Here is a 26,190-nt window from a genome sequence, read left to right on the forward strand (position 1 = left end):
TCACAGCTTAACGTATTGTTGCAGTGGCAGCAACAAGGGGAGCCACCTCCGGACCCGGGCCTCCGGGAGGAGGAGATGGGGTATGATCCTCCCGATGTCAGTGGGAAAGGATGCGGGAGGAAATGAGCGAACGTCTGTTGAGCACCCAGGAGGTCCGGCGCCTTCGCCCCGGAGAAGTCTTCAAGGGGATCTACGTGGCCAGCCGGATTCTGGTGAAAAGCGACAAAAACGGCCGTCCCTACTGGGACGTCACCGTCATGGACCAGGAGGGATCCCTGGAGGGACGGGTCTGGTCCGACGCGGGCTGGTGGGATCGGGTCGACCCGGAGCAGCCCCTGAAGCTGGAACCGGAGAAGGCCCCGCACTTTCAGGGGAAGACCCTGGGGGTGGTGGGGAAGGTGACGGAGTTTCGAGGGACCGGGCAGACCACCTTCACCGCCCTCTCCCTCCTCTCCCCGAAGGTCTACCCCCCCAGCAACTATGTTCCCCGTTCCCCCTTCCCCCTGGAGGAGCTGGAGGGGCGCTTCGAGGCCCTGGTGGCCTCCTGCGGGGAGCCGGTGCAGGGGTTCCTGCGCCTCGTCTTCCGCGGAGACCTGTGGGAACGGTTTCGGACCTACCCCGCCGCGGTGGCGAACCACCACGCCTACGCCCACGGCCTCCTGGAGCACACCCTGGCGGTCACCGAGGCCGCCGCGGCCCTGGGGGACCACTACCGGGGCCTCATGCCCCTGGACCGGGACCTGGTGGTGGCGGGGGGACTTCTCCACGACCTGGGCAAGGTGGAAGCCTACGCCATGAACCCCGTGCCCGAGGTGACCCTTCCCGGGGCGGTGGTGGACCACGTGGCCCTGGGGTACGCCCGCTTCATGGACCTGGTGCGGGAGCACTCCTTTCCCGAGGACAAGGCCCTGGCCCTGGCCCACATCCTCCTGAGCCACCACGGCCAGCGGGAGTACGGTTCCCCCGTGGTCCCCGCCACCCCCGAGGCCCTGGTGGTCTCCGCGGCGGACGAGCTGGACTTTCGGCTCTTCTGCTGGATGGACTCCTTTCGGGACGCCCCGGAGGATCAGGTCATCTCCCCCTACCACGCCGCGGCGCAGCGGCGCTTCTGGCGGGGCCCCGTCCTTTCGGAGCCCTCGGAGGGCTAGCCCGTGGAGGAGCACCGGCTGGGGGCAGACCAGGCGGGCCGCCGCATCGACCGGATCCTCAAGGAGGGATGGCCCGACGTGCCCCTGGGGGCCCGCATGAAGGCCCTGCGCATCGGCCTGGTGCGCCTGGAGGGGCGGAAGGTCTCCTGCGACGAGCGGGCGGAGGCGGGGCAGGTGCTCCGGGTCCCCTGGGCCGAGGCTCCCCGATGGGGCGTTCCCCTCGTGACCCCCGCCCCCGAGGGGCGCGACGACCCGCCCTGGGTCCTCTTCCGGGGCCGGAACCTCCTGGTGGCGGACAAGCCCGCGGGGTGGCTCACCCAACCGGATCGGCCCGGAGGGGACAGCCTGGTGACCCGGGTCTGGGAGCTGGAAGGGGTCGGAGAGGGGAGCTTCCGTCCCGCCGCGGCGCACCGGCTGGACCGGAACACCTCCGGGGTGGTCCTCCTGCCCCTGACCGCTCCCCTGCTGCGGCTGCTGGCGGACCTCCTGCGCCGGAGGCGGCTGCGCAAGACCTACTGGGCCCTGGTGGCAGGGGTGCCCCCCGCCACGGGGGAGATCACCCGGTCCCTGCGCAAACTGGAGGAGGAGAACCGGGTGGTGGAGGACCCTCGGGGGGACCAGGCCCTCACCCGCTACCGCCTCCTGGGGACCGACGGAGAGGCCTCCCTCCTGGAGCTGGACCTGGTGACGGGACGTCCCCACCAGGCTCGGGCGCACCTGGCTTTTTCCGGATTCCCCATTCTGGGGGACCGAAAGTACGCCCCCCCCGTCCCGGCTTCCGCCGCGCCCCGTCCCCTGCTGCACGCCCGGGAGGTGGTCCTGCCCGAGGACCCCGCCCTGGAGGACCTGGCGGGTCGAGGTTTCACCGCCCCCCTCCCCGAAGACATGGCGGGGGTCTTGCGGAGGCGGGGGATTCGTTATACCCTGTGAGGGTATAACGAAAGGAGGGGGTCCCATGTTGCGTCTGGAAATGAGCGAGAAAGCCCGGAAATGGATGGAGGAGAAGCATCTCGAGGGCACCCTGTTGGCGGAGCAGGTGGGCACGGGCTGAGCCGCCCGGACCGTCGCCCTGGTGCAGGGCGGCCGACCGGCGCGGGAGGATGAACACCTCTGTCTGGAGGACGGGGAGGTGCGCCTCTGGGTTCCCCGATGGATGCGCTTCGAGGAGGATCGGGTGCGCCTGGAGGTGCGGGGCTTCCTGTGGACCGCCCGGGTGGAGGCGGACTCGGCGATCCTCCCCCACGGGTGCGTCTAGGGAGGAAACCCCAGTTTCGCCGCGTTTTCCGAAAAATCAAACAGCCATGAGCCTTTACGCCCTGTGGCGGATGCCATAGAATACACAAATGTGGGGTTTGTGAGGTCTATTCACAAAAACCCCACACGTAGTGTGTCTTTTTTTACGCCCACCGTGTGGGCAAAATGCAGAGGAGGGATTCGTAATGGCGGTTACGAAGAGGACTTCCAGCAACGTGTTGCTCGACACAGCGCTCAAGAACTTCTACTCCGCAGCGGAGGAGATGGGTCTTGAGGAAGGGCTCGTCGAGATTCTGAGCCGGGCGGAGCGGAAGCTCTGCGTTTCCATCCCCGTCACCATGGACGACGGCACCGTCAAGGTGTTCGACGGCTATCGGGTGCAGTACTCCACCGCCCTCGGCCCCGCCAAGGGCGGCCTCCGTTTCCACCCCGACGTGACCATGGAGGAGTGCGAGGCGCTGGCGGGTCTCATGGCCTGGAAGTGCTCCCTCGCCGGGATCCCCTACGGCGGCGGCAAGGGCGGCGTGGCCTGCAACCCCCTGGAGCTGTCCCCCGCGGAGAAGGAGCGGATCACCCGCACCTTCGCCGCCCGCATCGAGCCCCTGGTGGGCGCCTGGACCGACGTCCCCGCTCCCGACGTGAACACCGGCGGCCAGGAGATGGTGTGGCTCATGGACACCATCAGCAAGATGCGCGGCCGCCTCGAGCCCGCCATCTTCACCGGCAAGCCCATCTCTCTGTGGGGCTCCAAGGGCCGCACCCAGGCCACCGGCCGGGGCGTCGCCACCTGCGTGCGCGAACTCCTGAAGGCCGCGGGCAAGGACGTGAAGGGCTCCAGCGCCATCGTCCAGGGCTTCGGCAACGTGGGCACCTACTGCGCCCTCACCCTCGTGGAGATGGGGGCCAAGGTGGTGGCCATCAGCGACATCACCGGCGGCTACTACTGCCCCGACGGACTGGACATCCAGAAGGCCTTCGAGTACGTCACCAACCACCCGAAGCACCTGCTGGACGGCTACGCCCAGCCGGGTCTCCAGAAGATGGCCGGCGAGGACATCCTCTACCTCGCCGCCGACGTCCTCTGCCCCTGCGCCCTGGAAGGGGCCATCAACGGCAAGAACGGCGCCAAGATCCAGGCCAAGTTCATCGTCGAGGGCGCCAACGGCCCCATCACCCCCGAGGGCGACGCGGCTCTGCCCAAGGACATCCTCGTGGTGCCCGACTTCCTCGCCAACTCCGGCGGCGTGGTGGGCTCCTACTTCGAGTGGGTCCAGGACCTGGGCGGCTTCTTCTGGTCCGAGGAGGAGTACAACCAGAAGCTCCTCACCCTCATGGCGGACAACTTCTGGCGGGTGTGGAACTACGCCAAGGAGCACAAGGTGACCATGCGCCGCGCTGCGTTCCTCGTGGCCATCAAGCGGGTCGCCGACGCCGTCAAGATGCGGGGCGTGTTCCTCTAGGCTTCCGCCGCAAAACGAACCATCCGGCGGCCCCCTCCGGGGGGCTGCCTTTTTTTGCCCCTCCCGCGCACCCCGCGGGAGGGGCCTTTTTTGTGGCAAGGAGTTGACATCAATACTACTAGTAGTATTCTTGCTTGGGGGGTGAGGGTTATGGAGCGGTTCAACTCAAAGGGCGAATGGACCCCCGAGGACATCCGACGTTTGCGGGAAAAGCTGGGGTGCACCCAGGAGGAGTTTGCAAAGTGCCTGGGGGTGACCAACGTGGCCCTGAGCCGGTGGGAGACGGGGCGTTCTCGGCCGATGGGCAAAAACCTGTTCTATCTTGGGGCCTTGTGCCAGTCCCTCCAGGTCCCCGGGGCAGAACCATCCCGACTCAAGCGGCTTCTCTTGATTGGAGGGGTGTTAGCGATCTCGGGTATAGCTCCTGTGGCTCTTTGGGCCAGTGGTCTGTTGACGGCGAGTTTTGTACGGGATCGGATCGGAGAACTGTTCCCCCTTGGAGAGGAGCCCAAGGACAAGGAGTGACGATGAAGAGTCCCGTGATCGGCTCCGGAGGGTTGCGGGCAAGGGGGGGCTTGGTGGTTTTCCTTGAGGGCGCCTCTAGAAATCCGACCATCTGCGACTGAAGGAGCCCCATCAAGGGTAGTACACTGAACCAATCGGGAGTCTCCCGGGAGAAGAAACACCGAAGCCCACCAGGAGAGGTGGTCCTGAGAAGATGCGCCAGGGGAAACTGTTCTTCGAAGAGATGGCCTATCAGCGACTGGACAAGGGTAAGGATCCCTTGGTGACCCTTGCGGAGACGGTGGACTGGCGTATTTTCGAAGAACCCCTTCGGGCCTTCCGGGAGAGCCTGCGGACCACCGACTCCCCTGCGGGTCGCAAACCCTTCGACCCCCTGTTGATGTTCAAGATCCTGGTGCTCCAGTCCTTGTACAACCTGTCGGACGACGCCATGGAATACCAGATTCGAGACCGCCTCTCCTTCCAGCGCTTCTGCGATCTTTCCCTGGAGGACCGGGTCCCCGACGCCAAGACGCTGTGGCTGTTTCGGGAACAGTTGACCCAAGCGGGTCTGGTGGAACTCCTCTTCGCCCGGTTCGATGAAGCCCTTCGCCAGATGGGGTTGGAGGCCCGGAAGGGACAGATCGTGGATGCCTCCCTGGTCAGCGTCCCCATCCAGAGAAACAGCCGGGAGGAGAACCGACAGATTCGGGAAGGCAACCCACCCCAGGAATGGAGCGAAGCCAAGTCTCGCCAGAAGGACACCGAAGCGAGATGGACTGTGAAGAACGGCAAGAGCACCTTCGGGTACAAGAACCACATCGAGGCGGACGTCTCCTGCAAACTCATTCGGCGTTATGCCGTCACCCCCGCCTCGGTGCACGACAGCCAGGTTTTCAAGGAATTGCTGGATCCCGGGAACACCAGCAAAGACGTCTGGGCAGATGCGGCCTACCGTTCCGCTTCCCACCTGGAGTACCTGCGCCAGGAGGGGTACCGGGAGCACATCCAGAGGAAGGGGACCTCGGGGCACCCCCTGACCGGATGGGAGAAACAGGGCAACCGCACCCGATCTCGAACCCGCAGCCGGGTGGAACACATCTTTGCGGCCCAGAAACAGCAGGCGGGGACCCTTCTGCTGCGCAGCATCGGCCTGGCCCGAGCAAAGGCCCGCATCGGCCTTCGCAACCTGATCTACAACCTCCAGCGCTTCACCTACTTGGTGACGCAGGTCTACGTATGGGCCTGAGGGGCAAGAGTGGCCCCTGATCCCTGGGAAAAGCCCTCCAGGGGGAGAGCCGAGCCCCAGCAGAGCCTACATGGGGGTGCACCCCGTCTGTTGCACGCAAAAGCGGTTCGAAAAACGGGTTTTGTAGAGGTTCCCTTGAGAGGCCGAGGAAGCCGACTTATCCTGTCGCTCCGATGCGTTACCCTGGCGATAAAGGCGGTTTTGAGGAGACCAGAAAGGGGGAACGGAGGATGGTTCAGATGGATCAGGTGTATGAATACGGACGCCATTACGACGACGAAGCCTTTGGGGAGAAGGTTTGGCGCGTGGCGCGAATCCTGGGTCGAAAGGGGCTTGTGGAGGCGCTGACGCTTTTCTATGCCCTGAAGGACCCGGACACTCCTGCCCGGGCCAGAGGGCTCATCCTGGGAACCCTGGGGTATTTCGTCTTTCCCTTCGACGCTTTGCCGGATCTGGTGCCCTTCGTGGGATACACGGACGACCTGGCCCTGCTGGGGGTTTGCCTGGGGGTGGTGGCGATGCACGTGAAGGAGGAGCATCGCCACCAGGCGGAGACTACGGTTCGGGAGTGGTTGGGTTGATACGCAAACGCTCCTGAGAAGGGGCACCGAAAGGTGCCCCCTTGAATCCTCGTCATTGGAGAGGGGTTTGCGGCGGGGTATCAAGGCCCATGGGAACGCGGTCCCAATGGAGCGAGGAGGGAGACAGCATGAACTTGGCGGGCGTCTTCGAAACGAGCCTTCTTGGCGGTCTTGTGCTTTTCTGTGTGGTGGTCGCGGGGCTTATGGGTGCCTTCAAGAATCCCAAGATCCTCCTCGTGCTTGGAGGGATCGCGGCGGTTCTCCTGGTTCTCTCGATGATGACCAACTAAGAGCGTATCCTGTTGCGGGGTGTTCTTAATTTAGGTAAAATACAACCCAAGGCTTGGCCCTCTGCCCCTTCTTGACGTAGTTGCTTGGCCGTGAAGCCCTGGAGGGTGTAGGCGCAGATTGCGTAGGGCTTCGACGAACCGGGCGAAGGGGAGTTCCCCAGGACCCACTCGGGGCAACCGTTCTCGAAGCAGCTACAGTGTCTTGGTGTCGGGAACCCGGTCCTCCGGGGAAAGGCCGAAGTAGCGCTGGAAGGAGAGGTGGTCGGAGGGCCTGGTATTCCATGGCGTCGTCAGAGAGGTTCTACAAGGATTGAAGCAACAGGATCATGGACATCAACAGGGAGGTCGGCTTGCGACCTACGGGGGAGTCGGTGGCCCGTAGGCCCCCTCGGAAGGCACGAAGAGGTTCTTTGAAAACACGCCAGTACCATCTTCTCCGAAGGGGGCACCAGGGGGCCTTGTCCGGTCGCTGGTTGGCCATCGCTTCAAAAACCAGATTTCCCTGGTGCATCCTCTCCAACCGCCTTTCCTGGTGGGGCTTCGGTGGAGCCACGAGCGGCTCTCAGTTGGTTCAGTGTACTACCCCGGATTGCGTTCCATCTTCCGCTAAAGAACGGATTACTAGAGGTGCCCTATCGAAACAATTGAATCAAAGGCCAATCTATACTATTTGAGGGGGTAAAATTGTGCCATATATAGATGATCCGGATCTGGAGTTTCTGGGGAAACTGAGTTCTGCGGAATTGGAGGATATTTTTCGTTGCATCGTGTATGACAAAGATAACACCAAAAGATGGACAGAAAGCCTCACTTCTTCGGAAGAGTTTAAAATGTTCAATCCGGATCATTGTCAATACTGGCGGGAGATTGCGGGAGAGATTCAGCGTTTTGGGGCAAATACAATCTGTACGGTTTTACGTGGCGGAAAGGGTGTTGTGTACAGGGAGGTATTAACTGATGTTTGTGACAAATTAAAGGTAAATTATAATAAGAATGCATCAACCGAACGCATAGAATTCTGTATGTTCGAAAAGGTGCTATGTGATGCTATGGAAAAAATGACAGATGAGGATTTGGCGGAAGCCGCTAAGTCATTCGGTTTCCGGGACTATGCCCATGCCCCAAAAGAAGTATTAATAGCGTTAATTCAGGGAATAATCAGGGCTGGCGGGTTTAAGTCGTACCAAGTGATACTTGTTATTGCAAATGCTTTGATGAGAGCGATAGCCGGCAGGGGCCTTTCTTTTGCGCTAAACGCGGCGCTCTCAAGGGCAGTTTCTCTGTTTGCTGGGCCTGTTGGCTGGATCATTACGGCTATTTGGGCCTTGGTAGATATTGCGGGGCCAGCATATAGGGTCACGATTCCTTTGGTTATCGAGGTCGCGACATTGAGGCAATATGTCAAAATGAAAAACGAAGGGGTTGATCTGCTATAGGAAGATAGAACTGGAAAGGGTGTATCTTTCGGTCGCTCATCATCCAGTATGGGTTGCTTCTTGGACGTAGAAGCTGTCTTCAGGGCGCCTCTAATAATCCGCCCTTTGGAGGATGAAGAAACCTCATCAAGGGTAGTACAGCGAGCCTCCCGGGGAGTCTCCCCGGGAGAAGAAGGACCGAAGACCCATCAGGAGGGGTGGTTTGAGAGGATGCGACAGGGGAAGTTGTTCTTCGAAGAGATGGCCTACCAACGACTGGAGGGAACCTCTAAAAATCCATCCTTCTGCTGCTGAAGGAACCACATCAAGGGTAGTACACTGAACCAACCGGGAAATCTCCCGGGAGAAGCAGCACCAAAGCCCACCAGGAGAGGCGGTTTGAGAGGATGCGCCAGGGGAAATTGTTCTTCGAAGAGATGGCCTACCAACGACTGGACAAGGGCAAGGATCCCTTGGTGACCCTTGCGGAGACGGTGGACTGGCGCATCTTCGAGGAACCCCTTCGGGCCTTCCGGGAGAGTCTGCGTACCACCGGCTCCCCTGCGGGTCGCAAGCCCTTCGACCCCCTGCTGATGTTCAAGATTCTGGTGCTTGGGTCTTTGTACAACCTGTCGGATGACGCCATGGAATACCAGATCCGGGATCGTCTCTCCTTTCAGCGCTTCTGCGGTCTTTCCCTGGAGGACCGGGTCCCCGATGCCAAGACGCTGTGGCTGTTTCGGGAACAGCTGACCCAGGCGGGTCTGGTGGAATTCCTCTTCGCCCGGTTCGATGAAGCCCTTCGCCAGATGGGGCTGGAGGCCCGGAAGGGACAGATCGTGGATGCCTCTCTTGTCAGCGTCCCCATCCAGAGGAACAGCCGGGAGGAGAACCGACAGATCCGGGAAGGCAACCCGCCCCAGGAATGGAGCGAAACCAAGGTTCGCCAGAAGGACACCGAAGCGAGATGGACCGTGAAGAACGGCAAGAGCACCTTCGGGTACAAGAACCACATCGAGGCGGACGTCTCCTGCAAACTCATCCGGCGCTATGCCGTCACCCCCGCCTCGGTGCACGACAGCCAGGTTTTCAAGGAACTACTGGATCTCGGGAACACCAGCAAAGACGTCTGGGCAGACTCGGCTTATCGTTCCGCTTCCCACCTGGAGTACCTGCGCCAGGAGGGGTACCGGGAGCACATCCAGAGGAAGGGGACCTCGGGGCACCCCCTGACCGGATGGGAGAAACAGGGCAACCGCACCCGATCTCGAACCCGCAGCCGGGTGGAACACATCTGGTTCCTCATCATCCCGTATGGGCTGCTTCCCGGGGCCCAGGAAACCGCAGTTGCATCTTAGCGTTGACCAGTAAATAGCTCAGAGCCGCATAGGTGGAGGTGCGGTAGCCTCGGGCTTTCGCCGAGGCGGCCTTGAAGAGGCTGTTGCGTCCCTCCAGGATGCCGTTGTCGATCCCGGTTCGGATGTGATTCAGGACCCCCTCCCAGTGATTCTTGATGGTTCGGGCCAGCTTCTTGACCGGTTCCAGGCGGCTGTGGCTGGCTCGCCAGTACCAGCGTTTCAGCCACACGGTCCCCCAGCGCGGGACCTTCTCGTAGAACTCCTGCAGGAGGAGCTTCAGGGCGTAGGCCCTTTGGGTCTTGCGGGTGTTCTTTGAGGCAAGCAGGGCGGTGAGGGCTGCTTGCTGCTTGGGCGAGAGACTTTCGGGGTTGTAAAGCCAGAGGTAGCGGCTTCCCGTCAGTTCCTCGGCACCCCGGCGTTCCTCTCGGCGGACCTGGTCCACCGCTTCGTTCATCATTTTGATGACGTGGAATTTGTCGAAGGTCAGGCGGGCCTGGGGAAAGTTCTCCCCGATCCCCTGGATGAAGGCCTCGGACATGTCCAGGGTGAAGTCGGTGATGACGGAGGGGGCGACACCTCGTGAGGTCAGGTAGGCCGCAAACCGCGCCAGGACGGCCTTGCCCTTCCCCTCCGTGACCCAGATGGCGTGTCCCCGGTCCAGGTCCACGAAGGCGGTGACATACCTGTGCCCCCTGCGGTAGGAGGTTTCGTCCACCCCGACCCTGCGCAGCCCCGTAAGATCCTGGGTGGCCAAGAAGCGGTCCACGTGCCGGCGGATGATCCGCCAGAGTCGGGTGTCCGTCTCCCCCAGGACGCGGGAGATCTCCTTCACGGGAAGAAGGGGGGCCAGTTCCATCACGAAGGCTTCGAAGAGCAGGGTGAAGCCGCTCCGTTCCTCTCCCCAGGGGACGGCGATCTGGTGGACTCCATGTTCCGGACACTCCGTTCGGGGGACCCGGGCGTGAAGGTAGGTCTTGTGCTGGAAGAGGTTCAGGTGGCGCCAGGTGCGCTCCAGGCAGTCATGAACCGGATGGGAACCCCCGCACTTCGGGCAGGGGAATCGGGTGCCCTCCCGGAAGGAGACGTGCAGGTCCACCCGTCCCTCCAGGGGATCCCATTCGATGGACTGGATGAACCAGGGCTCTTCCAGGCCCAGAAAACCCAGGAAGAGCTGGTTCAAGTCCGTCACTTCCTTGCCGCTGCTCTTTCGCGCCTTGCGCATGAATCCGTCCTCCTGTGAGAGAACCATGAAGAGGCCTCATGAAATTTGAACTCTATGCTAGCACCAAACCCGTATCGCGCCAGCCCTCAAAGACCCTGTTCCGAGGGTGCCCATACGGGATGATGAGGAGCCAACACATCTTTGCGGCCCAGAAACAGCAGGCGGGGACCCTTCTGCTGCGCAGCATCGGCCTGGCCCGAGCAAAGGCCCGCATCGGCCTTCGCAACCTGGTCTACAACCTCCAGCGCTTCACCTACCTGGTGACGCAGGTCTACGTATGGGCCTGAGGGGCAAGAGTGGCCCCTGATCCCTGGGAAAAGCCCTCCAGGGGGAGAGACAAACCCCGGCAGGGCCTACATGGGGGTGCATCTCGCCGGTTGCACGCAAAAGCGGCCCAAGAAACGGGTTTTGTAGAGGTTCCCTGAAGCACCAGAATCTTGAACATCAGCAGGGGGTCGAAAGGTTTGCGTCCCGCAGGGGAGTTGGTGACCCGCAGGCTTTCCCGGAAGGCACGAAGGGGTTCTTCGAAGATGCGCCAGTCCACCGTCTCCGCAAGGGTCACCAAGGGATCCTTCCCCTTGTCCAGTTGCTGGTAGGCCATCTCTTCGAAGAACAGTTTCCCCTGTCGCATCCTCTCAAACCGCCTCTCCTGGTCGGTCTTGGCCGGAGCCACGAGCGACTCTCAGTTAGTTCAGTGTACTATCCCGGATTGCGTTCCATCTTCCGCTAAAGAACGGATTACTAGAGGAGCCCAAGAGTCACAGGTTTTCTGCTTCCAGAAAGAAGGGTGGACTCTAATGCTGTTTCAGTATGATGTTGATCCAGGTACAGAACTTGAGGATGTGCTCAATAGTTGTCGTAAAGCAGCCCGCCATGGATACGCTATAGCAAAAGAAAATCTTCAGGAAACCGCCGAGGCCATTAAGGGAGTTTCTAACTCGCTATCCAAATGCTTGATGTCGCTTGAAAATGGATCGGTTCGCACTCCTGGAATTGTAAACCAGCTCAAGGCTCAACTATCCGGCGTAGTCACTGAGCTCGAAGGCTTACAAAAAACCTCTGATTTGGCACTGGAGGAACGTCGTAAAAACTTGGACAGTTTTTCCATTACCCTTTTCGGCCGCACTATGGCTGGAAAGTCGACACTAATGGAAATTCTCACGCGTGGAGACGGAGAATCAATCGGCACCGGCTCACAAAGAACCACGCGTGACGTCCGAGGTTATCAATGGAACGGGCTTGAAGTAACAGATGTGCCAGGAGTCGCAGCGTTTGAGGGCGCAGAAGATGAGGAGCTTGCATTTAAAGCTGCCGCCCAAGCCGACCTGGTTCTATTTTTAATAACGGACGATGCTCCCCAGCCGGTTGAAGCGGAATGCTTGGCGCAAGTACGCCGCCTGGGGAAACCCGTCCTGGGAATATGCAACGTCAAGGCCGCCGTAGACGATGAAGATGACCTACTACTATTCCTAAGAGCCCCTCACCGCCCCTTTGATCGAACGCGTATAGATCAACTGCTTCAACAATTTCATCTCCTTGCCGACCAGCACATCCCTGGAAAGCGGATACCTTTCGTGGTGACTCATCTCCGCTCACGTTTTCTCGCATATCAGCCTGGACTTGAAAAGCATCGAAGTAACTTGCTCAAGGCAAGTCGTTTCGATGGCGTTGAATCCCGTATTGTTAACGAAGTCGTCGGTCGAGGTACTTTTTTAAGAGTGAAAAGTTTCGTCGATGGATCTGTTGCCCCCATGATGGATCTTACCGACCTGCTATTAGAGTTTAGTGCTCAAAATTCCAGCAGCGGAAGAGTTTTAATAGATAAAAGACGACAGTTCAGAGATTGGGCACAAGAATTTAGGTCCTCTGGTCAACAGCGGATCAATACTTTGATTTTAAAAGCCATGGATTCGCTCCGTGATAAAGTCCCCTCTTTCGCCGAAGACCATTATGAGGATCGGTCCGCTGGCGAAAGGTGGAAGCGCTTGGTTGAATCAAACGGCGTGATTCGTAAGGTTGAAAGACTTCAAAGAGAACTACTCGATGAATGCAAAAAAGCCCTTAGTGAAGTCGCACGTGAATTAAAATCTGAATTTTCGCTTGTTGCAAGTCTTTCCAGTGACCGCCACATCAAGATGGATAGCATCTTCAATGTGAAGCGTGCATGGAACTGGGGTACAAACATCCTTGCTGGCGGACTGGGAATTGCGGCACTTGTCCTTGGTAGTGGCCCGTTAGGTTGGGCGGCGGCAGCGGTAGGTGCTGTGGGTTCGCTTATCTCTTTGTTTTTCGATGATCGAGAGGAAAAAGCCCGGAGAGCGCGAGAAAAATTAAGTAGGCGGCTTGTCGATAATATCAACAAAATGGAGCGCGACCTCCGAAAGAATTTAGGCGACTGGTTTCATCAAGAACTATTGGGAAAACAGATATATGTTCTTTTGGATGATCTGGGGGCAGTTACATCAGGGCTCTTTGAGCTTGCCGATGCTCAGCGCACACTGGCCTGGACGTTAAACGACCGACAAAAGAAACTGGGACGTACTCTTGCTGAAGAAGCATTAAGCCAACTCGGCGCACCAAGTCTACTTGATTCAATAATGGATGTGGCTAGGGTTCCGGGGCTTGCCACCATGTTTTTGATCCAGCCCAATGTTACATTTCCTGGACATATTCGCAGTGCTCTCGAAAAACTGTTAGGTGAACAAATCTGGTTTGTTATCGATACGAAAAACGCATTTTCTATTCTTTTACAAGCCATCGGACGAAATTGTGAAAAAAGTAAAATTAGCATCGAGGAAAAAATATGTGTTGCGCATGTCCCACTTGATGACCTTGATGCGGTAACTAAAACCCGAGTGAGGCTTGCCCAGCAACTTACAGGCTTCCATGTAATGAGATAAACGAAGGAGGAGATTGTATGGCGACCGAAAAATTCGAATTATATCAATGGACAACCATCGGCAATGATCTGCTTTTTCGTTCAAGGCAGTGTTTGGCGACCGCACCCAGTGAAAAAATACAGATGCTCTCCGGAAGGGTTCCTACTGAAGTTTGTTCGTCTGGCAAGAGCGTAAATCTTGTTTTTGCTGGTCAATACAGCGCGGGAAAGTCCAGCATTATGAAAGTCTTGACTGGGCGTGAAGACATTGCAATTGGCGCAGGCATTACGACCGAAAAAACACATACCTACGATTGGGGCGGAATCACTGTTGTAGACACACCCGGCGTCCATACTCAACTAAGGCCCGATCATGATGAAATTACATACAGAGCAATTGCAGATGCAGACCTCCTTGTCTTTGTTGTGACAAATGAGCTGTTTGACTCTCATCTCGCAAAACATTTTCGTAACCTTGCCATAGAACGTGACAAAGCACATGAAATGATGCTTGTAGTCAACAAAATGAGAAGGTGTGCCAAAGGGAACAGCCAGGAAGCACAGAATGTTATTCGTGAGGATCTTCGCAAGGTCCTCGCCCCTTTCACCCCTGAAGACCTTCGCACTACCTTTATCGATGCTGAGGCCGCCCTCGAGAGCAAAACAGAGACAGATGGCGAAATAGCGAAAATCCTGTTGAAGAAAAGCGGCGTTGATGGATTAACACATGAGCTGAACAGGTTCGTCAGAGAAAAAGGATTGTCTTCTCGGTATACAACAGCGCTTTATAGCCTTGAGCAAATTCTCCAAGAGGCACTTGCTAGCGAATCCACTGGTGATAAGGATATTGATGCACTCGAAGAGCTTTTGTTGCAGCGTCGTCGAGCACTCTTGGATACACAGGATCGCATACCACGGGCTGTCGAAGGAGAAATTCAAAACGCGAGCTCTCAAATCCGCCAGGAAGGTCGAAAGGTCGCGGACATGATCAATGGCTCTGCTGATCAGAAGGCTGTTGATCAGGAGCTGCAAGCCGCCCAGGATCGCGTTCAAAATCTTGCTGAGCAGCTTGAAAAATCTGTTCAGGTTGTCATTGGCAAGCACATGAAAGCATTAGATGATCGCGTTGGCGATATTGCCAACAGTGAGCTTGCTAAAGAATTGCTTCCGCGTCTTGTTCATCGAATTAAGCAGGCATCTATTTCGCCTGAAGCAATGAAAAACCTCAAGAAAGCATCGGATATCTCTTCCAGACTGGGTGAGTTTCTGGTCAGGAATTCCTTTACGCCAAAAACTGGAACCCTCGGAGGCCTTTTCAAACTCAACCAATATTCCGGTACTGCAACACACGGTGCTGTGAAAGCTATTGGTAAATTTTTCGGAAAGTCCTTCAAACCATGGGAAGCGGTCAAATGGACACGTACTGTGGCAAACGTTGGGCGGGTTTTCGCGGTGGCAGGAACGGTTCTTACATTTGTATTGCAAATCAAAGAAGACGCAGATGCGGCTCAGCTTGAAGTTGATCTCAGAGAAAGTCGTTCGGCGGTGAGATCCGGATTTAACGATGCCGCGCATGTGATTGAAATGCACTTTGATAAGGCAACACAATCATTTGTCTCAAGTGCCATTTCTTCCGAGATAGAAAATGTTGATTCACAGTTGAATGAGCTCCGCAATTTGCAGCAAACCCGGAGCGACTTGTTTCAAAACCTGCTCGGTCTGTTGGAAGAGACCAGGGAGCTTATCAAAAGTATTCACTCAACCGAGAGCGAATCCGTTTCATAGGCTCTCGTTTTTTGGGGATTCAAGAGATTACATGTCGGGCAAGTTTGTACATCGAAAAAATGGATGTGCTGGCTGCTGCGGAAACTTCCCGCAGGAAATATATTTTCGTTAAGGGGGCCGAACACGGGACAGGTTCGCTCGTCGCCCATTGTCATCCATTCAAGCAGTTTTACTCCCACGTGCTGGTGAAATTTCAGACGCCCCATATTATACGCCCGGGGTACCTCTGGGAACCTCTAAAAATCCATCCTTCTGCTGCTGAAGGGAACCTCTAAAAATCCATCCTTCTGCTGCTGAAGGAACCACATCAAGGGTAGTACACTGAACCAACCGGGAAATCTCCCGGGAGAAGCAGCACCAAAGCCCACCAGGAGAGGCGGTTTGAGAGGATGCGCCAGGGGAAATTGTTCTTCGAAGAGATGGCCTACCAACGACTGGACAAGGGCAAGGATCCCTTGGTGACCCTTGCGGAGACGGTGGACTGGCGCATCTTCGAGGAACCCCTTCGGGCCTTCCGGGAGAGTCTGCGTACCACCGGCTCCCCTGCGGGTCGCAAGCCCTTCGACCCCCTGCTGATGTTCAAGATTCTGGTGCTTGGGTCTTTGTACAACCTGTCGGATGACGCCATGGAATACCAGATCCGGGATCGTCTCTCCTTTCAGCGCTTCTGCGGTCTTTCCCTGGAGGACCGGGTCCCCGATGCCAAGACGCTGTGGCTGTTTCGGGAACAGCTGACCCAGGCGGGTCTGGTGGAATTCCTCTTCGCCCGGTTCGATGAAGCCCTTCGCCAGATGGGGCTGGAGGCCCGGAAGGGACAGATCGTGGATGCCTCTCTTGTCAGCGTCCCCATCCAGAGGAACAGCCGGGAGGAGAACCGACAGATCCGGGAAGGCAACCCGCCCCAGGAATGGAGCGAAACCAAGGTTCGCCAGAAGGACACCGAAGCGAGATGGACCGTGAAGAACGGCAAGAGCACCTTCGGGTACAAGAACCACATCGAGGCGGACGTCTCCTGCAAACTCATCCGGCGCTATGCCGTCACCCCCGCCTCGGTGCACGACAGCCAGGTTTTCAAGGAACTACTGGATCTCGGGAACACCAGCAAAGACGTCTGGGCAGACTCGGCTTATCGTTCCGCTTCCCACCTGGAGTACCTGCGCCAGGTGGGGTACCGGGAGCACATCCAGAGGAAGGGGACCTCGGGACACCCCCTGACCAGATGGGAGAAACAGGGCAACCGGACTCGATCTCGCATTCGCAGCCGGGTGGAACACATCTTTGCGGCCCAGAAACAGCAGGCGGGGACCCTCTTGCTGCGTAGCATCGGCCTGGCTCGAGCAAAGGCCCGCATCGGCCTTCGCAACCTGGTCTACAACCTCCAGCGCTTCACCTACCTGGTGACGCAGGTCTACGTATGGGCCTGAGGGGCAAGAGTGGCCCCTGATCCCTGGGAAAAGCCCCCCAGGGGGAGAGACAAACCCCGGCAGGGCCTACATGGGGGTGCATCTCGCCGGTTGCACGCAAAAGCGGCCCAAGAAACGGGTTTTGTAGAGGTTCCCTTGATGTGGTCGCGCACAGCAAGAGGTTCCGAATCCAGGGCTGTCGTCGTCTGTTTCTACCCTTGGAAAGGCCCCTGGGGACCCTTCGATTGCCTCCCAAGAGTTGACCAAAAGGATATGTGCGAAAGATGTTGTACGTTACCTGCACGCACAGATCAACCCGCTTTCGGTTGCGCTTCCCCCCGGTTCGGGTAGAATCGCACCTGGTATGAAAACCTACGACGTGGACGTTCAGGGAGTGGATTTCGAGTACGACGGGGAGCCGGTGCTGCGGGGGGTCACGCTGCGAGTCCCCCCGGGGGAGTTTCTGGCCCTGCTGGGACCCAACGGAGGAGGCAAGAGCACCCTGCTGCGTCTTCTGTTGGGGCTGCTGCGCCCTTCCCGGGGCACCGTCCGGGTGCTGGGTCTGCCCCCCGCCCAGGCGGCTCCTCAGGTGGGGTACGTCCCCCAGGAAACGGGGGTGGGGCGGATCTTCCCCATCTCCGCCCTGGAAGTGGCGACGACGGGGAGGCTTCGGCGCCCCGGAGGTCCCCGGCGGTTCGGGCCGGAGGATCGGGCCGCCGCCCGGGAGGCCCTGGAGCGTCTGGGGGTGGGGGACTGCGCCTCCGCCCGGATGCACGAGCTTTCTGGGGGGCAGCGCCAGCGGGTGCTCATCGCCCGGGCCCTGGTGGGGAACCCCCGAATCCTGATGCTGGACGAACCCACCGCCAGCGTGGACCAGAAGACCCAGGGGCTGCTCTACGACCTGCTGCGGCAGTTCTGTCGGGAGGGGGGCACGGTGGTGATGGCGAGCCACGACCTGGTGGCCCTCACCTCCCACGCCACTTCTGTGGCCTGTGTCCAGGGAACGCTGTACCACCACCCGAGGAACGAGGTGACCCAGGGGATGCTGGAGACCCTGTACGGGAGCTGCCCGGTGGAGCTGATCGCCCACGGGGTGCCCCACCGGGTGCTGCATCGGCACGATGCGGAGGGGGATCACCGGTGACGGAGCTGCTCCAGTACGATTTTATGCGCTACGCCCTCCTGGCGGGGCTGCTGGCCAGCCTGGTCTGCGGGATCATCGGTTCCCTGGTGGTGGTGTACCGCATCGTCTTCCTGGCGGGAGGGATCGCCCACACCGCCTACGGGGGAGTGGGGGTGGCCTTCTACTTCGGATTCTCTCCCTTCCTGGGGGCCCTGGGGGCCTGCCTGACGGCGGCCCTGGCCCTGTCGGGGATCACCCTTCGGAAGAAGGATCGGTCCGACGCGGTGGTGGGGGCCCTGTGGGCGGCGGGGATGGCGGTGGGGATCCTCTTCGCGGACCTGACGCCGGGGTACCGGGCGGACCTGATGAGCACCCTCTTCGGCAGCATCCTCACCGTGTCCCTTCCCGACCTGGTCCTTTCCGGGGGGGCGGCCCTCACCGTTCTGGCCCTGGTGGCCTGGAACTATCAGGATTTCCTTGCCTTGGCCTACGACGAGGCCTTCGCCCGAACCCGGGGGGTGGCCACGGGGCGGCTCCACACCCTGGTGCTGGTGCTCACCGCCCTGGCGGTGGTGGTGCTGATTCGGGTGGTGGGGCTGATCCTGGTGATCGCCCTGCTCACCATCCCCCCCTATCTGGCGGAGCGGCGCAGCCGATCCCTGGGGGGGATGATGGTCCTGTCCACCCTCTACAGCGGGGCCTTCGTCCTGGTGGGGCTTGCCCTTTCCTATCGGTTCGATCTTTCCTCCGGTGCCACCATCATCCTGGTGGCCTCGGGGGTCTTTCTGTTGGACGCGGTGTTGCGGTCCCTGCAGGGGCGCGGGGGGCAAGCGGGCCGTTCTTCCCAAGGAGGTGCGGGGCGGTGAGGCGACGCGGGTTGTGGGCGCTGGGATTCCTGGTCCTTCTGGGGGTCGCGTGGGGAGGCTGGAAGGTCTTCTGGCGGTTCGACCCTGCGAAGGCCCTGCCCCGATCCCGAGGGGCGGCGGCGGTGCTGCACCTGGCGGATGGGGCGCGGACGGCGGAGCTGCTTCCCTCGATCTCCCTGCCCCTTCCCCTGGGGCCCTTCGGGGGGATGGGACGGGAGGCCCTGGCCCCCCTGACGGCGGTGCTGGGGGAGACCGCCCTGATGCTGGACGGGGAGGTGCTGCGCTGCGCCTTCCTGCCCCGCTCGGACCGGGGGGAGGAGCTGAAGTCCCTGCTTGAGGGGCGGACGTTCCTGCGTTCGGTCCCCCTTTCCCCGCAGCCGAAGGGGGGGCCCACCTGGCGGCTGGAGCTTCCCTCGGGGGAAAGCCTGTGGATTCAGGAGTTCTCCCGCTTCCCGGTCCATCTGTTCTTCCTGGCGTCCCGCCCCGAGGCCCTGGAGGACATGGGCCGGGCGCGAAAGGGAGAGGGGCGGCTGGAGCTGGATCGGCGGACTCAGGGGGCGGACTACCTCTGGTTTTGCGGGGAGCCCCAGGACTCGGGGGAAGAGGTGCGCACGGAGCTGGCTTGGGGGGGAGACGAGAAGGGGTTCCACGTCTCCTTCGCCACGGACCAGGTGCGCACCCTCCTGGGGGAGCTTCCCGAGGCCGAGAAGCCGCGACGGATCGCCTTTCCCGGCCGGGGGGAGCTGGTGGGGATGCTGGGGGTGGACGGAGGGCTGCTGGCCAGGATGGCGGCGACCGCCCCGGGGGCGATGGATGCCTGGTTTCGGGCCCTGTGGCCCGGGGGAGATCCGGAGGTGTTCCGGAGGGCCTTGGAGACGGGGCGTCTCACCCTTGCCTGGGTGCTTCCGCCGGGGGCTTCGGCTCCCCGGGAGTACCTCTGCCTCCAGCCGGGGGACCGGAAGGAGAGGGACGCCCTGAGGGCGCGGTGGGGGAGTGCCGGTTCGGAGATCTCCCTGGAGGGTTTCGAGGGAGCCCGGGTCCTTTCGGGGGCGCGCCCCCTGACCCTGGCCTGGAGGGATGAGGAGTTCTGGTTCGTCCAGGGGGCCCCGTCGGAGCTGGGGGGGAAGGCGACGGTGCCCGAGGCCCTGAAGGACCTTCCCGCTCCGGTGAACCTGCTGGATCTGATCCTGGACGCCCGGGGCCTGCGCCTTGCCCGGGAACGCTTCCCCCTGCCTCCCGTCCTGGCCTCGGCGGTCCCGTCCTCCCCGAAGGAGGTTGCGGCCCTGCGCTTCCGCCTGCTGGGGCCGGTCCGGGGGGACTTCAGCCTCTTCTTCAAGGGAAAGTAGAAGCCCGAACCACAGGGGGCCCCGGCGGAACCCGCCGGGGCCCCCTCGTTTTGAGCGCTGCCACCCCGTCTAGAGGCGGATGTCCTTGAGTCCTTTCTGGGCCTTGACGATGGAGGAGATGATGGAGGCCATGGACTGGAAGCGTCCGGTGGCTCCCTGCATCACCTGCACCGACTCGTCCATCTGGTGTGCCCCCTGGGCGATCTTGCCGCTGGAGTCCGCCATGAAGGTGTCCACCCGCCCCAGGAACTCCTTGTTGGTCCCCAGGAAGTCCAAAAACCCCGAGAGGGAGCCCCGGATGACCCCGAACAGGTCGCTCACCCGGCGGATGTTCTCCATGGCCTCCCGCACCTGGTCGGAGATGGAAAGCACCCGGGTGGAGATCTTCTCCGAGGCCTCCTTGGACTCGATGGCCAGCTTCTGGACCTCCTGGGCCACCACGGCGAAGCCCTTGCCGTGCTCTCCCGCCCGGGCGGCCTCGATGGAGGCGTTCAGGGCCAGGAGGTTGGTCTGTTTGGCGATCTTCTGGATCTCCCTGGAGATCTTCTCCACCTCCAGGAAGGAGTTGAGGGTCTCGAAGGTGGCGTCCACGGTGCGGGAGACGTCGGCGTTCATGCCCTCCAGGTCCGTGCCGGATCGGCGAAGCTCCTCCTCCAGGCGGAGGTTCATGTCGTGGATCCGCTCCGCGCTGTCCCGGGCCTCCCGGCTGTTCCGGTCGAACTCCCCCACGATGGAGGAGAGGAGGCCCGAGAGGTTCTGGAAGGTGTCGGAGATGTCCCCCAGTTCCCGCTGGACCTCCAGGACCCGCCTTACCAGCACCTCGTCCAGCTGGGACATGAAGGAGTTCATCACGGTGCTGCTGAAGTGGGAGGCGGAAAGGGTACGGATGACCTGCGGCGCGTCGCTCATGGGGCCCTCCCTTTCCGGGGCCTAGCGGGCCGCAGGGCGGGACGAGGTGCCGTAGAAGCTGTCCGCCACGTCCACGCCGCAGCGCAGTTCCCGGAACCAGGCGAGGAACCGCCGCGCCTGTTCGCCCTTCATCACCGCCCCGTGCTGGGGGGCGATGGCCTCCACCCCCAGGGAGGACACCAGGTCCGCCCATTTGCGGCACACCCCGTTGCCCGCCATGTAGCGTTTGTGGAACCCCTCCATGTAGGGCAGGTGGGCGTCGAAGTCCCGCACCTCCTCGTAGCGCTTCCCGGGGGGGAAGACCGCCGCCCCGATGTCCCCGGAGAAGAGGATCCGGGAGACCGGGTCGAAGACGGAGAAGCACCCCGTGGAGTGGAGGAAGTGGCTGGGGATGAACTGGAGCCGGGTGCCCGAGGCCAGGGGAAGGGTTCCCCCTCCGTCGGGGATGGGGACGATGCGTCGCTGGTCGTACACCCCGAAGTGGGGCAGAAAGCGGGTCCAGAGGCCGGAGATGTACACCTTGGCCCGGTCCGCGATGGGCAGCCACAGGGTGATCCCGGAGGAGACGTCCGGGTCCTGGTGGGAGTAGAAGATGTGGCGCACCTGGGAGAGGTCCACCACCTCCGCCACGTTGGCCAGGACCCGGGGGAACACGTGGGCCCCGCCGGGATCCAGGAGGACCACCTCGTCCCCGTCCTGGATGAGGTACTGGTTGGTCTGGACGAACCCCTCCTCCTCCTGCTCCTCCCACCCCAGGTGGAGGAACCGGTGGCGGGGGTCCTCGTAGAGCGTCACGGTGCTGAACAGGCCCATGGGGAAGACCACCTCTTTCCGTGTGAGAGCTGCTGAACTCCCGGAGGGAGCCAAATAAGTATGGTTTCAAGGACCCCTTTTCGCAAGGGGTCAGCGGGCCGCAACGACGCCGGTCTCCGATTCCCCGTCCAGGAAGATGTCGAAGGTCCCTCGATAGAGGCGCACCGCCGGGTGGGAGCCCGTTTCGCAGGGGGTCGTCTCGAACCAGTCGTCCCGGAAGGCGTTGCGGGGTTGCCCCGCGAACACGGGCAGGTAGAGGATGCCGTCGTTGTCCATGTCCAGGAAGAAGTGGGTGCCGTAGGAAAGCTCCGGGGTGAAGCCGTACTGGGGCAGGGACAGCTCCGCTAGGCACCCGCAGTGGCAGATCTGGGCGTACTGCACCGGCACCCCCAGGGCGGGGTTGCGGCTTCCCCAGCGCCCCGGTCCCACCAGCACGTAGGGGGTGCCCCGGAGGCGGCGGTTGAATTCCCCCACCGCCTGGGCTGCCCCCACGGGGTCCCATCGGTTCACGTAGGCCTCCGGGTCCACGTAGACCAGGTGGGAAAGCCCTTCCATGCGCCCGTTGCTCACCATCCGGTCCCCCCGGAGGAGCACCCGTTCCTCCGGCAGATCGGGGATGCGCACCCGGGCCATCTCCTCGAAGGAGGCCAGGGGGCGCATCTGCACCAGGTGGAACTCCTCCCCCTCGGTCTCGTAGGTGAACTCCAGGTCCACGGGGGTGCCCATGGTGGTCTCCAGATGGGCCATGAGCCGGGAGGACAGGTCGAAGAGGTGCCTGCTCCGCTGCGGGAGTCCGGGGAAGGTGAAGAGGGGGCGGGTGGGGATCCCCGGGTCCGCCAGGGTGGAGTGGAGGGCCTCGTCCCCGTAGTGCTCGATGAAGGCCCCGGCGTTGCGATGGTTCCGGAGGATGAAGGGCAGGAAGAGGTGGCTCAGGGATCCGGTGAGGAAGGCCCCGTAGGTCTGATCGATGTAGTCGAAGTCCACCTGGCTGGACTCGGCGATCTGGGAGGGACGGTTGCCCTCCGGGCGCAGGGCGGGGTTGGTGAGGTAGAAGACCCGGGCGTTGCCCCGGTCCACCGTGCGCGTCCCCAGGCCGAAGCAGAGGCGCATCACCCCGTCCTCCTTGCGGACCCGAGGGGTGGGACGCCGGAAGACCCGGGAGAAGAGGGCTCCCGCCAGCTCCGGGTAGTAGTACCCCTCCCGGGGGCGACCCACCACCTGTTGCACCAGCACCGCCATGGACTCCTTGCGGTCCTCCCTTCCGTGCTTGGCCCGATAGGCCCGGGCGGAGGGGTTGAAGAGGGAGGCCCAGACGGTCTTGACGCAGCGCTCCAGGGAGGCGAGGCGTTCCTCCCTGCTTCCCGTGTTGGGGGAGAAGCAGGTCTCGTACTTCCCCGCGAAGGACAGGGAGAGGGAGTCCTCCAGGAGGGAGCTGGAGCGGATCGCCAGGGGGACGTCCCCCGCCTCCTCCAGGATGCGCTCCAGGTCCTCCCTCAGGGCCGGGGACAGGGGGGCCCCGTCGATCCGAGGGCGGACGGATTCCCAGTCCTCCTCGTCGTAGAGGTCTTCCAGGCCCGAGGAGACCAGGAAATCCCCGAAGACCTCCGTGGTGAGGACGTAGGTGAAGTCGGGCAAGCGGATCTGCTCCCCCAGGGCGGAGCCCTCCAGGGAGGAGAGGGCGAAGGCAAGGCCCTTGGCCTTGCCCCCGCACCGTCCCTCTCCGATGAGCCATCCCCGTTGCCGGTACACCGGCTCGGGGTCGAAACGGACGAAGGTGGAAGGGTTCACGAAAGGGCCATCTCCTCCCGGTCAGGGGTGGATGCGGTAGATCGTCCGGGGCCAGGGGATGGCCTCCCGGATGTGCTGGAGGCCGCAGATCCACGCCACCAGCCGTTCGATGCCCATGCCGAAGCCGCTGTGGGGGAAGGAGCCGAAGCGGCGCTGGTCCAGGTACCAGGAGTAGGACTCCTCCGGGAGCTTCTGTTCCCGGATGCGCCCCAGGAGGCGGTCCAGGTCGTCCTCCCGCTGGGAGCCCCCGATGATCTCCCCGTACCCCTCCGGGGCGAGGAGGTCGTCGCAGAGCACCAGGTCCTCCCGCTCCGGGTGCTGCTTCATGTAGAAGGCCTTGACCCCCTTGGGGTAGCACTCCACGAAGACGGGCTTCTCGAACTGCTGGGTGAGCAGGGTCTCGTCGTCCCCCCCGAAGTCGTCCCCGTAGGGGATGTCGCTGCCCAGCTTCTGGAGGATGCCCACCGCCTCGTCGTAGGTGATGTGGGGGAAGGGAGGGACGATGCGCTCCAGGAGGGAAGTGTCCCTCTCCAGGAAGGCCAGCTCCGGGCGGCAGTGCTCCAGCACCTGGGCCACCACGTGGCACACCAGGTCCTCCTGGAGGGCCATGTTGTCCTTATGGTCGAAGAACGCCGCCTCCGGTTCGATCATCCAGAACTCCGTGAGGTGTCGTCGGGTCTTGGACTTCTCCGCCCGGAAGGTGGGGCCGAAGCAGTAGACCCGGCCGTAGGCCGCCGCGGCGGCCTCCAGGTAGAGCTGTCCCGTCTGGGCCAGATAGGCCTTCCCCTGGTCGAAGTAGTCCAGCTCGAAGAGGCCGTCCGCCCCCTCGCCGATGGAGCCCGTGAGGATGGGGCTGTCCACCAGGAGGAAGCCCCGGTCGTGCAGGTAGGTGCGGCAGGAGAGGATCACCCGGTCCCGGATCTTGAGGATGGCCTGCTGGCGGTGGCTGCGCAGCCAGAGGTGCCGGTTGTCCAGGAGGAAGTCGATGCCGTGCTCCTTCTTGGTGATGGGGTACTCCTCCACGGGGTTGGAGACCACCACCAGGTCCGAGACGGAGAGTTCGAACCCCGAGGGGGCCCGCTCGTCCCGGCGAACCGTGCCCCGCACCTCCACGGAGGCCTCGATCCAGAGGCCCTTGGCGGCCTGAAAGGTCTCCTCGGGCACGGCGGTCCGCTCCATGACCCCTTGGATGAAGCCCGATCCGTCCCGGATCTGGAGGAAATGGATCTTGCCGGAGCTGCGTTTGTTGTAGATCCAGCCCTTGAGGGTGACTTCCTGTCCTTCGTGGGGGGCCAGGTCGACGATGCGGATCCAGGGAGCTTCCATGGTCCTACCTCCTTCGAAAAAGTGCGCCATGATCTGCCTATGATACACTAACGACGGTGCGATCCCGACATAAAGGAGATCTCCATGGACCTTCCGCGATTGATCCTGGCTGAGGAAAGAAGACCCGGGAAGGTCCCCTCGGGGGTCCTTCTGGCGGCGGCGTTGAAACAGCGGGGCTATCGCCTTCGATTGTTCGTCGCCGGGGGGGACGAGGGGACCCTGCGCCTGGCGGAGTGTCTCTGCGGCCAGCGGTGTTCCTACCTCGACCCGGTCCTCTGCGGGTCCGGGGGCGCCCTCCGCTCCCTGTTCCAGGCGGGGGCGGACCCGGAGGCACTGAACCTGGTCCTGGCTCCCCTGGGGAGCCGGTCGGGGGACGACGCCCCCTTCCTGGTCCACCCGGAGACCCGGGAGCTGGCGTCCCTCCTGGGAGGGGGGCTGGTGCCGGTGTTCTGCGCCGACACCTCCGCCATGGTGGCCGCCCGGACGGTGGAGGAGGTGGCCCGCCAGCTGGAATCCGCCCCGGAGGTCTCCATCCTGGGGACCCTGTTCCTCTCCGTCCCCTTCCCCCGGGAGTACCAGCTCCTGGACCGTGACCTGGGGCGTCGGCTCCCCTGGATGGGCCTGGGCTACGTCCCCCGGGAGCTGGAGCGTCCCGAGCCTTCCCTGGGGGATCTCTGCAATCCCGAGGTCCTGCCCCGGACCCTGATCCCCCTTCGCACCGCCGCAGCGCACCTCCAGAGCCTGGAGGACCAGATCCAGTGGCCCCTCTTCGGGGCCCTGGCTCGGGTGGGCTGTGCCTGGGAGCCCGAGCCTCCCCTGGAGCCCCTCTTCTCCCGCCCCCGGGTGGCGGTGCTCCGCCATCCCGGCCTCTCCCTCTCCGGGGAGGGACCGGAGCTTCTCCTGCAGGCCCTGGGATGCAGCCTCCTGGACATCCCCCTGGCGGGGGGGGCGATCCCCCGAGAATGCGACGCCGCATACCTCCCGCATGGCCTCGGATTCCTCGCTCTGGTACAATTCCTGGAAAACCGCGAACTGATCCAGTCCTTGGGGCAGATCCTCCTCTCCGGCCGAGGCCTTCTGGCGGAGGGTGGGGGAGCCCCTCTTTTGGGGGAGCAGATCCTCCTTCCCTCGGGCAAGGGAGCCCGGGGGGCCTCCCTGTTTTCCCTCAAGGGAATCTACCGGGAGCCTCGCCCGGGGTCGCAGACGCGGCTTTTCGTCCGGGCCCGGGCCCAGGGACCCCTTCTGGGGGAGGGGGAATCCCTTCGGGGCGTGGCCTCGAAAGGGGTCTTCCTCTCCGGGGCGGACCCCCAGGGCGGGGATTGGGAGGTTCGGGAGGATCCCGTCGGAGCCCCCACGGGCATGGAGGGGTGGAGTCTGAACCGGGCCGTGGTGACCCGGCTGCGTCTGGAACTCTGGAGCTGTCCGCTCCCGGTTCGCCGTTGGCTTCTGGGGCGTGGGAACGCCTGAAGGTC

General features: G+C 61.9%; 23 protein-coding genes and 1 pseudogene. 18 read left to right on the forward strand and 6 right to left on the reverse strand.

The genetic code is table 11. The annotated features are described in order from the left end of the window. The first annotated feature begins 122 nt into the window (after positions 1–122). From APAU_RS02810 to APAU_RS02845, 10 genes are all read left to right on the forward strand, one after another. Positions 123–1,148, forward strand: coding sequence for a 3'-5' exoribonuclease YhaM family protein (locus APAU_RS02810; protein WP_006300155.1), 1,026 nt, complete (start codon positions 123–125; stop codon positions 1,146–1,148). Positions 1,149–1,151: 3 nt separating this feature from the next. Further along, complete coding sequence (locus APAU_RS02815; protein WP_006300156.1) at positions 1,152–2,078, forward strand: RluA family pseudouridine synthase; 927 nt, start codon at positions 1,152–1,154, stop codon at positions 2,076–2,078. Between the two features lie 142 nt (positions 2,079–2,220). Beyond that, a complete protein-coding gene (locus APAU_RS02820) occupies positions 2,221–2,403 on the forward strand; it encodes a hypothetical protein (RefSeq protein ID WP_006300158.1) in 183 nt (60 codons plus the stop codon). Positions 2,404–2,587: 184 nt separating this feature from the next. After that, positions 2,588–3,862, forward strand: a complete 1,275-nt coding sequence (locus tag APAU_RS02825) for a Glu/Leu/Phe/Val family dehydrogenase (RefSeq protein ID WP_006300159.1) — start codon at positions 2,588–2,590, stop codon at positions 3,860–3,862. Positions 3,863–4,012: 150 nt separating this feature from the next. After that, positions 4,013–4,387, forward strand: coding sequence for a helix-turn-helix domain-containing protein (locus tag APAU_RS14875; RefSeq protein ID WP_006300160.1), 375 nt, complete (start codon positions 4,013–4,015; stop codon positions 4,385–4,387). Between the two features lie 193 nt (positions 4,388–4,580). After that, positions 4,581–5,615, forward strand: a complete 1,035-nt coding sequence (locus tag APAU_RS02835; protein WP_006299687.1) for an IS5 family transposase — start codon at positions 4,581–4,583, stop codon at positions 5,613–5,615. A 230-nt stretch (positions 5,616–5,845) separates the two neighbouring features. Next, positions 5,846–6,196 (forward strand): YkvA family protein, encoded by a 351-nt coding sequence (locus tag APAU_RS02840; RefSeq protein ID WP_198004029.1) that lies wholly within the window; start codon positions 5,846–5,848, stop codon positions 6,194–6,196. Between the two features lie 128 nt (positions 6,197–6,324). After that, complete coding sequence (locus APAU_RS13235) at positions 6,325–6,486, forward strand: hypothetical protein (protein WP_006300162.1); 162 nt, start codon at positions 6,325–6,327, stop codon at positions 6,484–6,486. Positions 6,487–7,172: 686 nt separating this feature from the next. Continuing rightward, on the forward strand, positions 7,173–7,922 hold the full coding sequence (locus tag APAU_RS12890; protein WP_006300163.1) for a DUF3944 domain-containing protein: 750 nt from the start codon (positions 7,173–7,175) through the stop codon (positions 7,920–7,922). Positions 7,923–8,308: 386 nt separating this feature from the next. Continuing rightward, complete coding sequence (locus APAU_RS02845) at positions 8,309–9,259, forward strand: IS5 family transposase (RefSeq protein WP_232207751.1); 951 nt, start codon at positions 8,309–8,311, stop codon at positions 9,257–9,259. On the opposite strand, the gene APAU_RS02850 is transcribed toward APAU_RS02845, so the two are convergent. Next, a complete protein-coding gene (locus APAU_RS02850; protein WP_006300052.1) occupies positions 9,207–10,481 on the reverse strand; it encodes an ISL3 family transposase in 1,275 nt (424 codons plus the stop codon). The two genes, APAU_RS02845 and APAU_RS02850, sit on opposite strands and share 53 nt — an antisense overlap. A 122-nt stretch (positions 10,482–10,603) precedes the next feature. Here APAU_RS02850 and APAU_RS13240 point away from each other — a divergent pair, with 122 nt between their 5' ends. Continuing rightward, positions 10,604–10,768: a hypothetical protein gene (locus APAU_RS13240; RefSeq protein WP_232207752.1), complete on the forward strand. Its 165-nt coding sequence runs from the start codon at positions 10,604–10,606 to the stop codon at positions 10,766–10,768. On the opposite strand, the gene APAU_RS13935 is transcribed toward APAU_RS13240, so the two are convergent. Further along, positions 10,753–11,112, reverse strand: coding sequence for a hypothetical protein (locus APAU_RS13935; RefSeq protein WP_040344847.1), 360 nt, complete (start codon positions 11,110–11,112; stop codon positions 10,753–10,755). The genes APAU_RS13240 and APAU_RS13935 overlap by 16 nt on opposite strands. Before the next feature lie 166 nt (positions 11,113–11,278). On the opposite strand from APAU_RS13935, the gene APAU_RS12895 reads away from it, so the two are divergent. From APAU_RS12895 to APAU_RS02880, 6 genes and pseudogenes are all read left to right on the forward strand, one after another. Next, positions 11,279–13,381 (forward strand): GTPase, encoded by a 2,103-nt coding sequence (locus APAU_RS12895; RefSeq protein WP_006300164.1) that lies wholly within the window; start codon positions 11,279–11,281, stop codon positions 13,379–13,381. Positions 13,382–13,398: 17 nt separating this feature from the next. Next, positions 13,399–15,144, forward strand: coding sequence for a GTPase (locus APAU_RS12900; protein ID WP_006300166.1), 1,746 nt, complete (start codon positions 13,399–13,401; stop codon positions 15,142–15,144). A 389-nt stretch (positions 15,145–15,533) separates the two neighbouring features. Next, positions 15,534–16,568 (forward strand): IS5 family transposase, encoded by a 1,035-nt coding sequence (locus APAU_RS02865; RefSeq protein WP_006300168.1) that lies wholly within the window; start codon positions 15,534–15,536, stop codon positions 16,566–16,568. 415 nt (positions 16,569–16,983) lie between these two features. Then, positions 16,984–17,691: pseudogene (locus tag APAU_RS02870) on the forward strand (metal ABC transporter ATP-binding protein); the annotation flags it as partial. After that, positions 17,688–18,536 carry a metal ABC transporter permease gene (locus APAU_RS02875; RefSeq protein ID WP_006300172.1) on the forward strand — a complete coding sequence of 283 codons (849 nt, stop codon included), beginning with the start codon at positions 17,688–17,690 and terminating at the stop codon, positions 18,534–18,536. The pseudogene APAU_RS02870 and the gene APAU_RS02875, both read left to right, overlap by 4 nt. Next, on the forward strand, positions 18,533–19,882 hold the full coding sequence (locus APAU_RS02880) for a hypothetical protein (RefSeq protein WP_006300173.1): 1,350 nt from the start codon (positions 18,533–18,535) through the stop codon (positions 19,880–19,882). Before APAU_RS02875 ends, APAU_RS02880 begins: the two co-directional genes overlap by 4 nt. 69 nt (positions 19,883–19,951) lie before the next feature. Here APAU_RS02880 and APAU_RS02885 read toward each other — a convergent pair whose 3' ends face one another. The 4 genes from APAU_RS02885 to asnS form a co-directional block, all read right to left on the reverse strand. Next, a complete protein-coding gene (locus APAU_RS02885; protein WP_006300174.1) occupies positions 19,952–20,791 on the reverse strand; it encodes a methyl-accepting chemotaxis protein in 840 nt (279 codons plus the stop codon). A 21-nt stretch (positions 20,792–20,812) separates the two neighbouring features. Further along, complete coding sequence (locus APAU_RS02890) at positions 20,813–21,604, reverse strand: oxygen-binding di-iron domain-containing protein (RefSeq protein WP_006300176.1); 792 nt, start codon at positions 21,602–21,604, stop codon at positions 20,813–20,815. 90 nt (positions 21,605–21,694) lie between these two features. Then, positions 21,695–23,392, reverse strand: a complete 1,698-nt coding sequence (locus tag APAU_RS02895; RefSeq protein ID WP_006300178.1) for a PEP/pyruvate-binding domain-containing protein — start codon at positions 23,390–23,392, stop codon at positions 21,695–21,697. A gap of 21 nt (positions 23,393–23,413) precedes the next feature. After that, a complete protein-coding gene (gene asnS / locus APAU_RS02900; protein WP_006300180.1) occupies positions 23,414–24,718 on the reverse strand; it encodes an asparagine--tRNA ligase in 1,305 nt (434 codons plus the stop codon). Between the two features lie 99 nt (positions 24,719–24,817). On the opposite strand from asnS, the gene APAU_RS02905 reads away from it, so the two are divergent. Beyond that, on the forward strand, positions 24,818–26,185 hold the full coding sequence (locus tag APAU_RS02905) for a hypothetical protein (RefSeq protein ID WP_040344856.1): 1,368 nt from the start codon (positions 24,818–24,820) through the stop codon (positions 26,183–26,185). Positions 26,186–26,190 lie beyond the last annotated feature (5 nt).

Source organism: Aminomonas paucivorans DSM 12260, assembly GCF_000165795.1.
GTDB classification, from domain to species: Bacteria; Synergistota; Synergistia; order Synergistales; family Synergistaceae; genus Aminomonas; species Aminomonas paucivorans.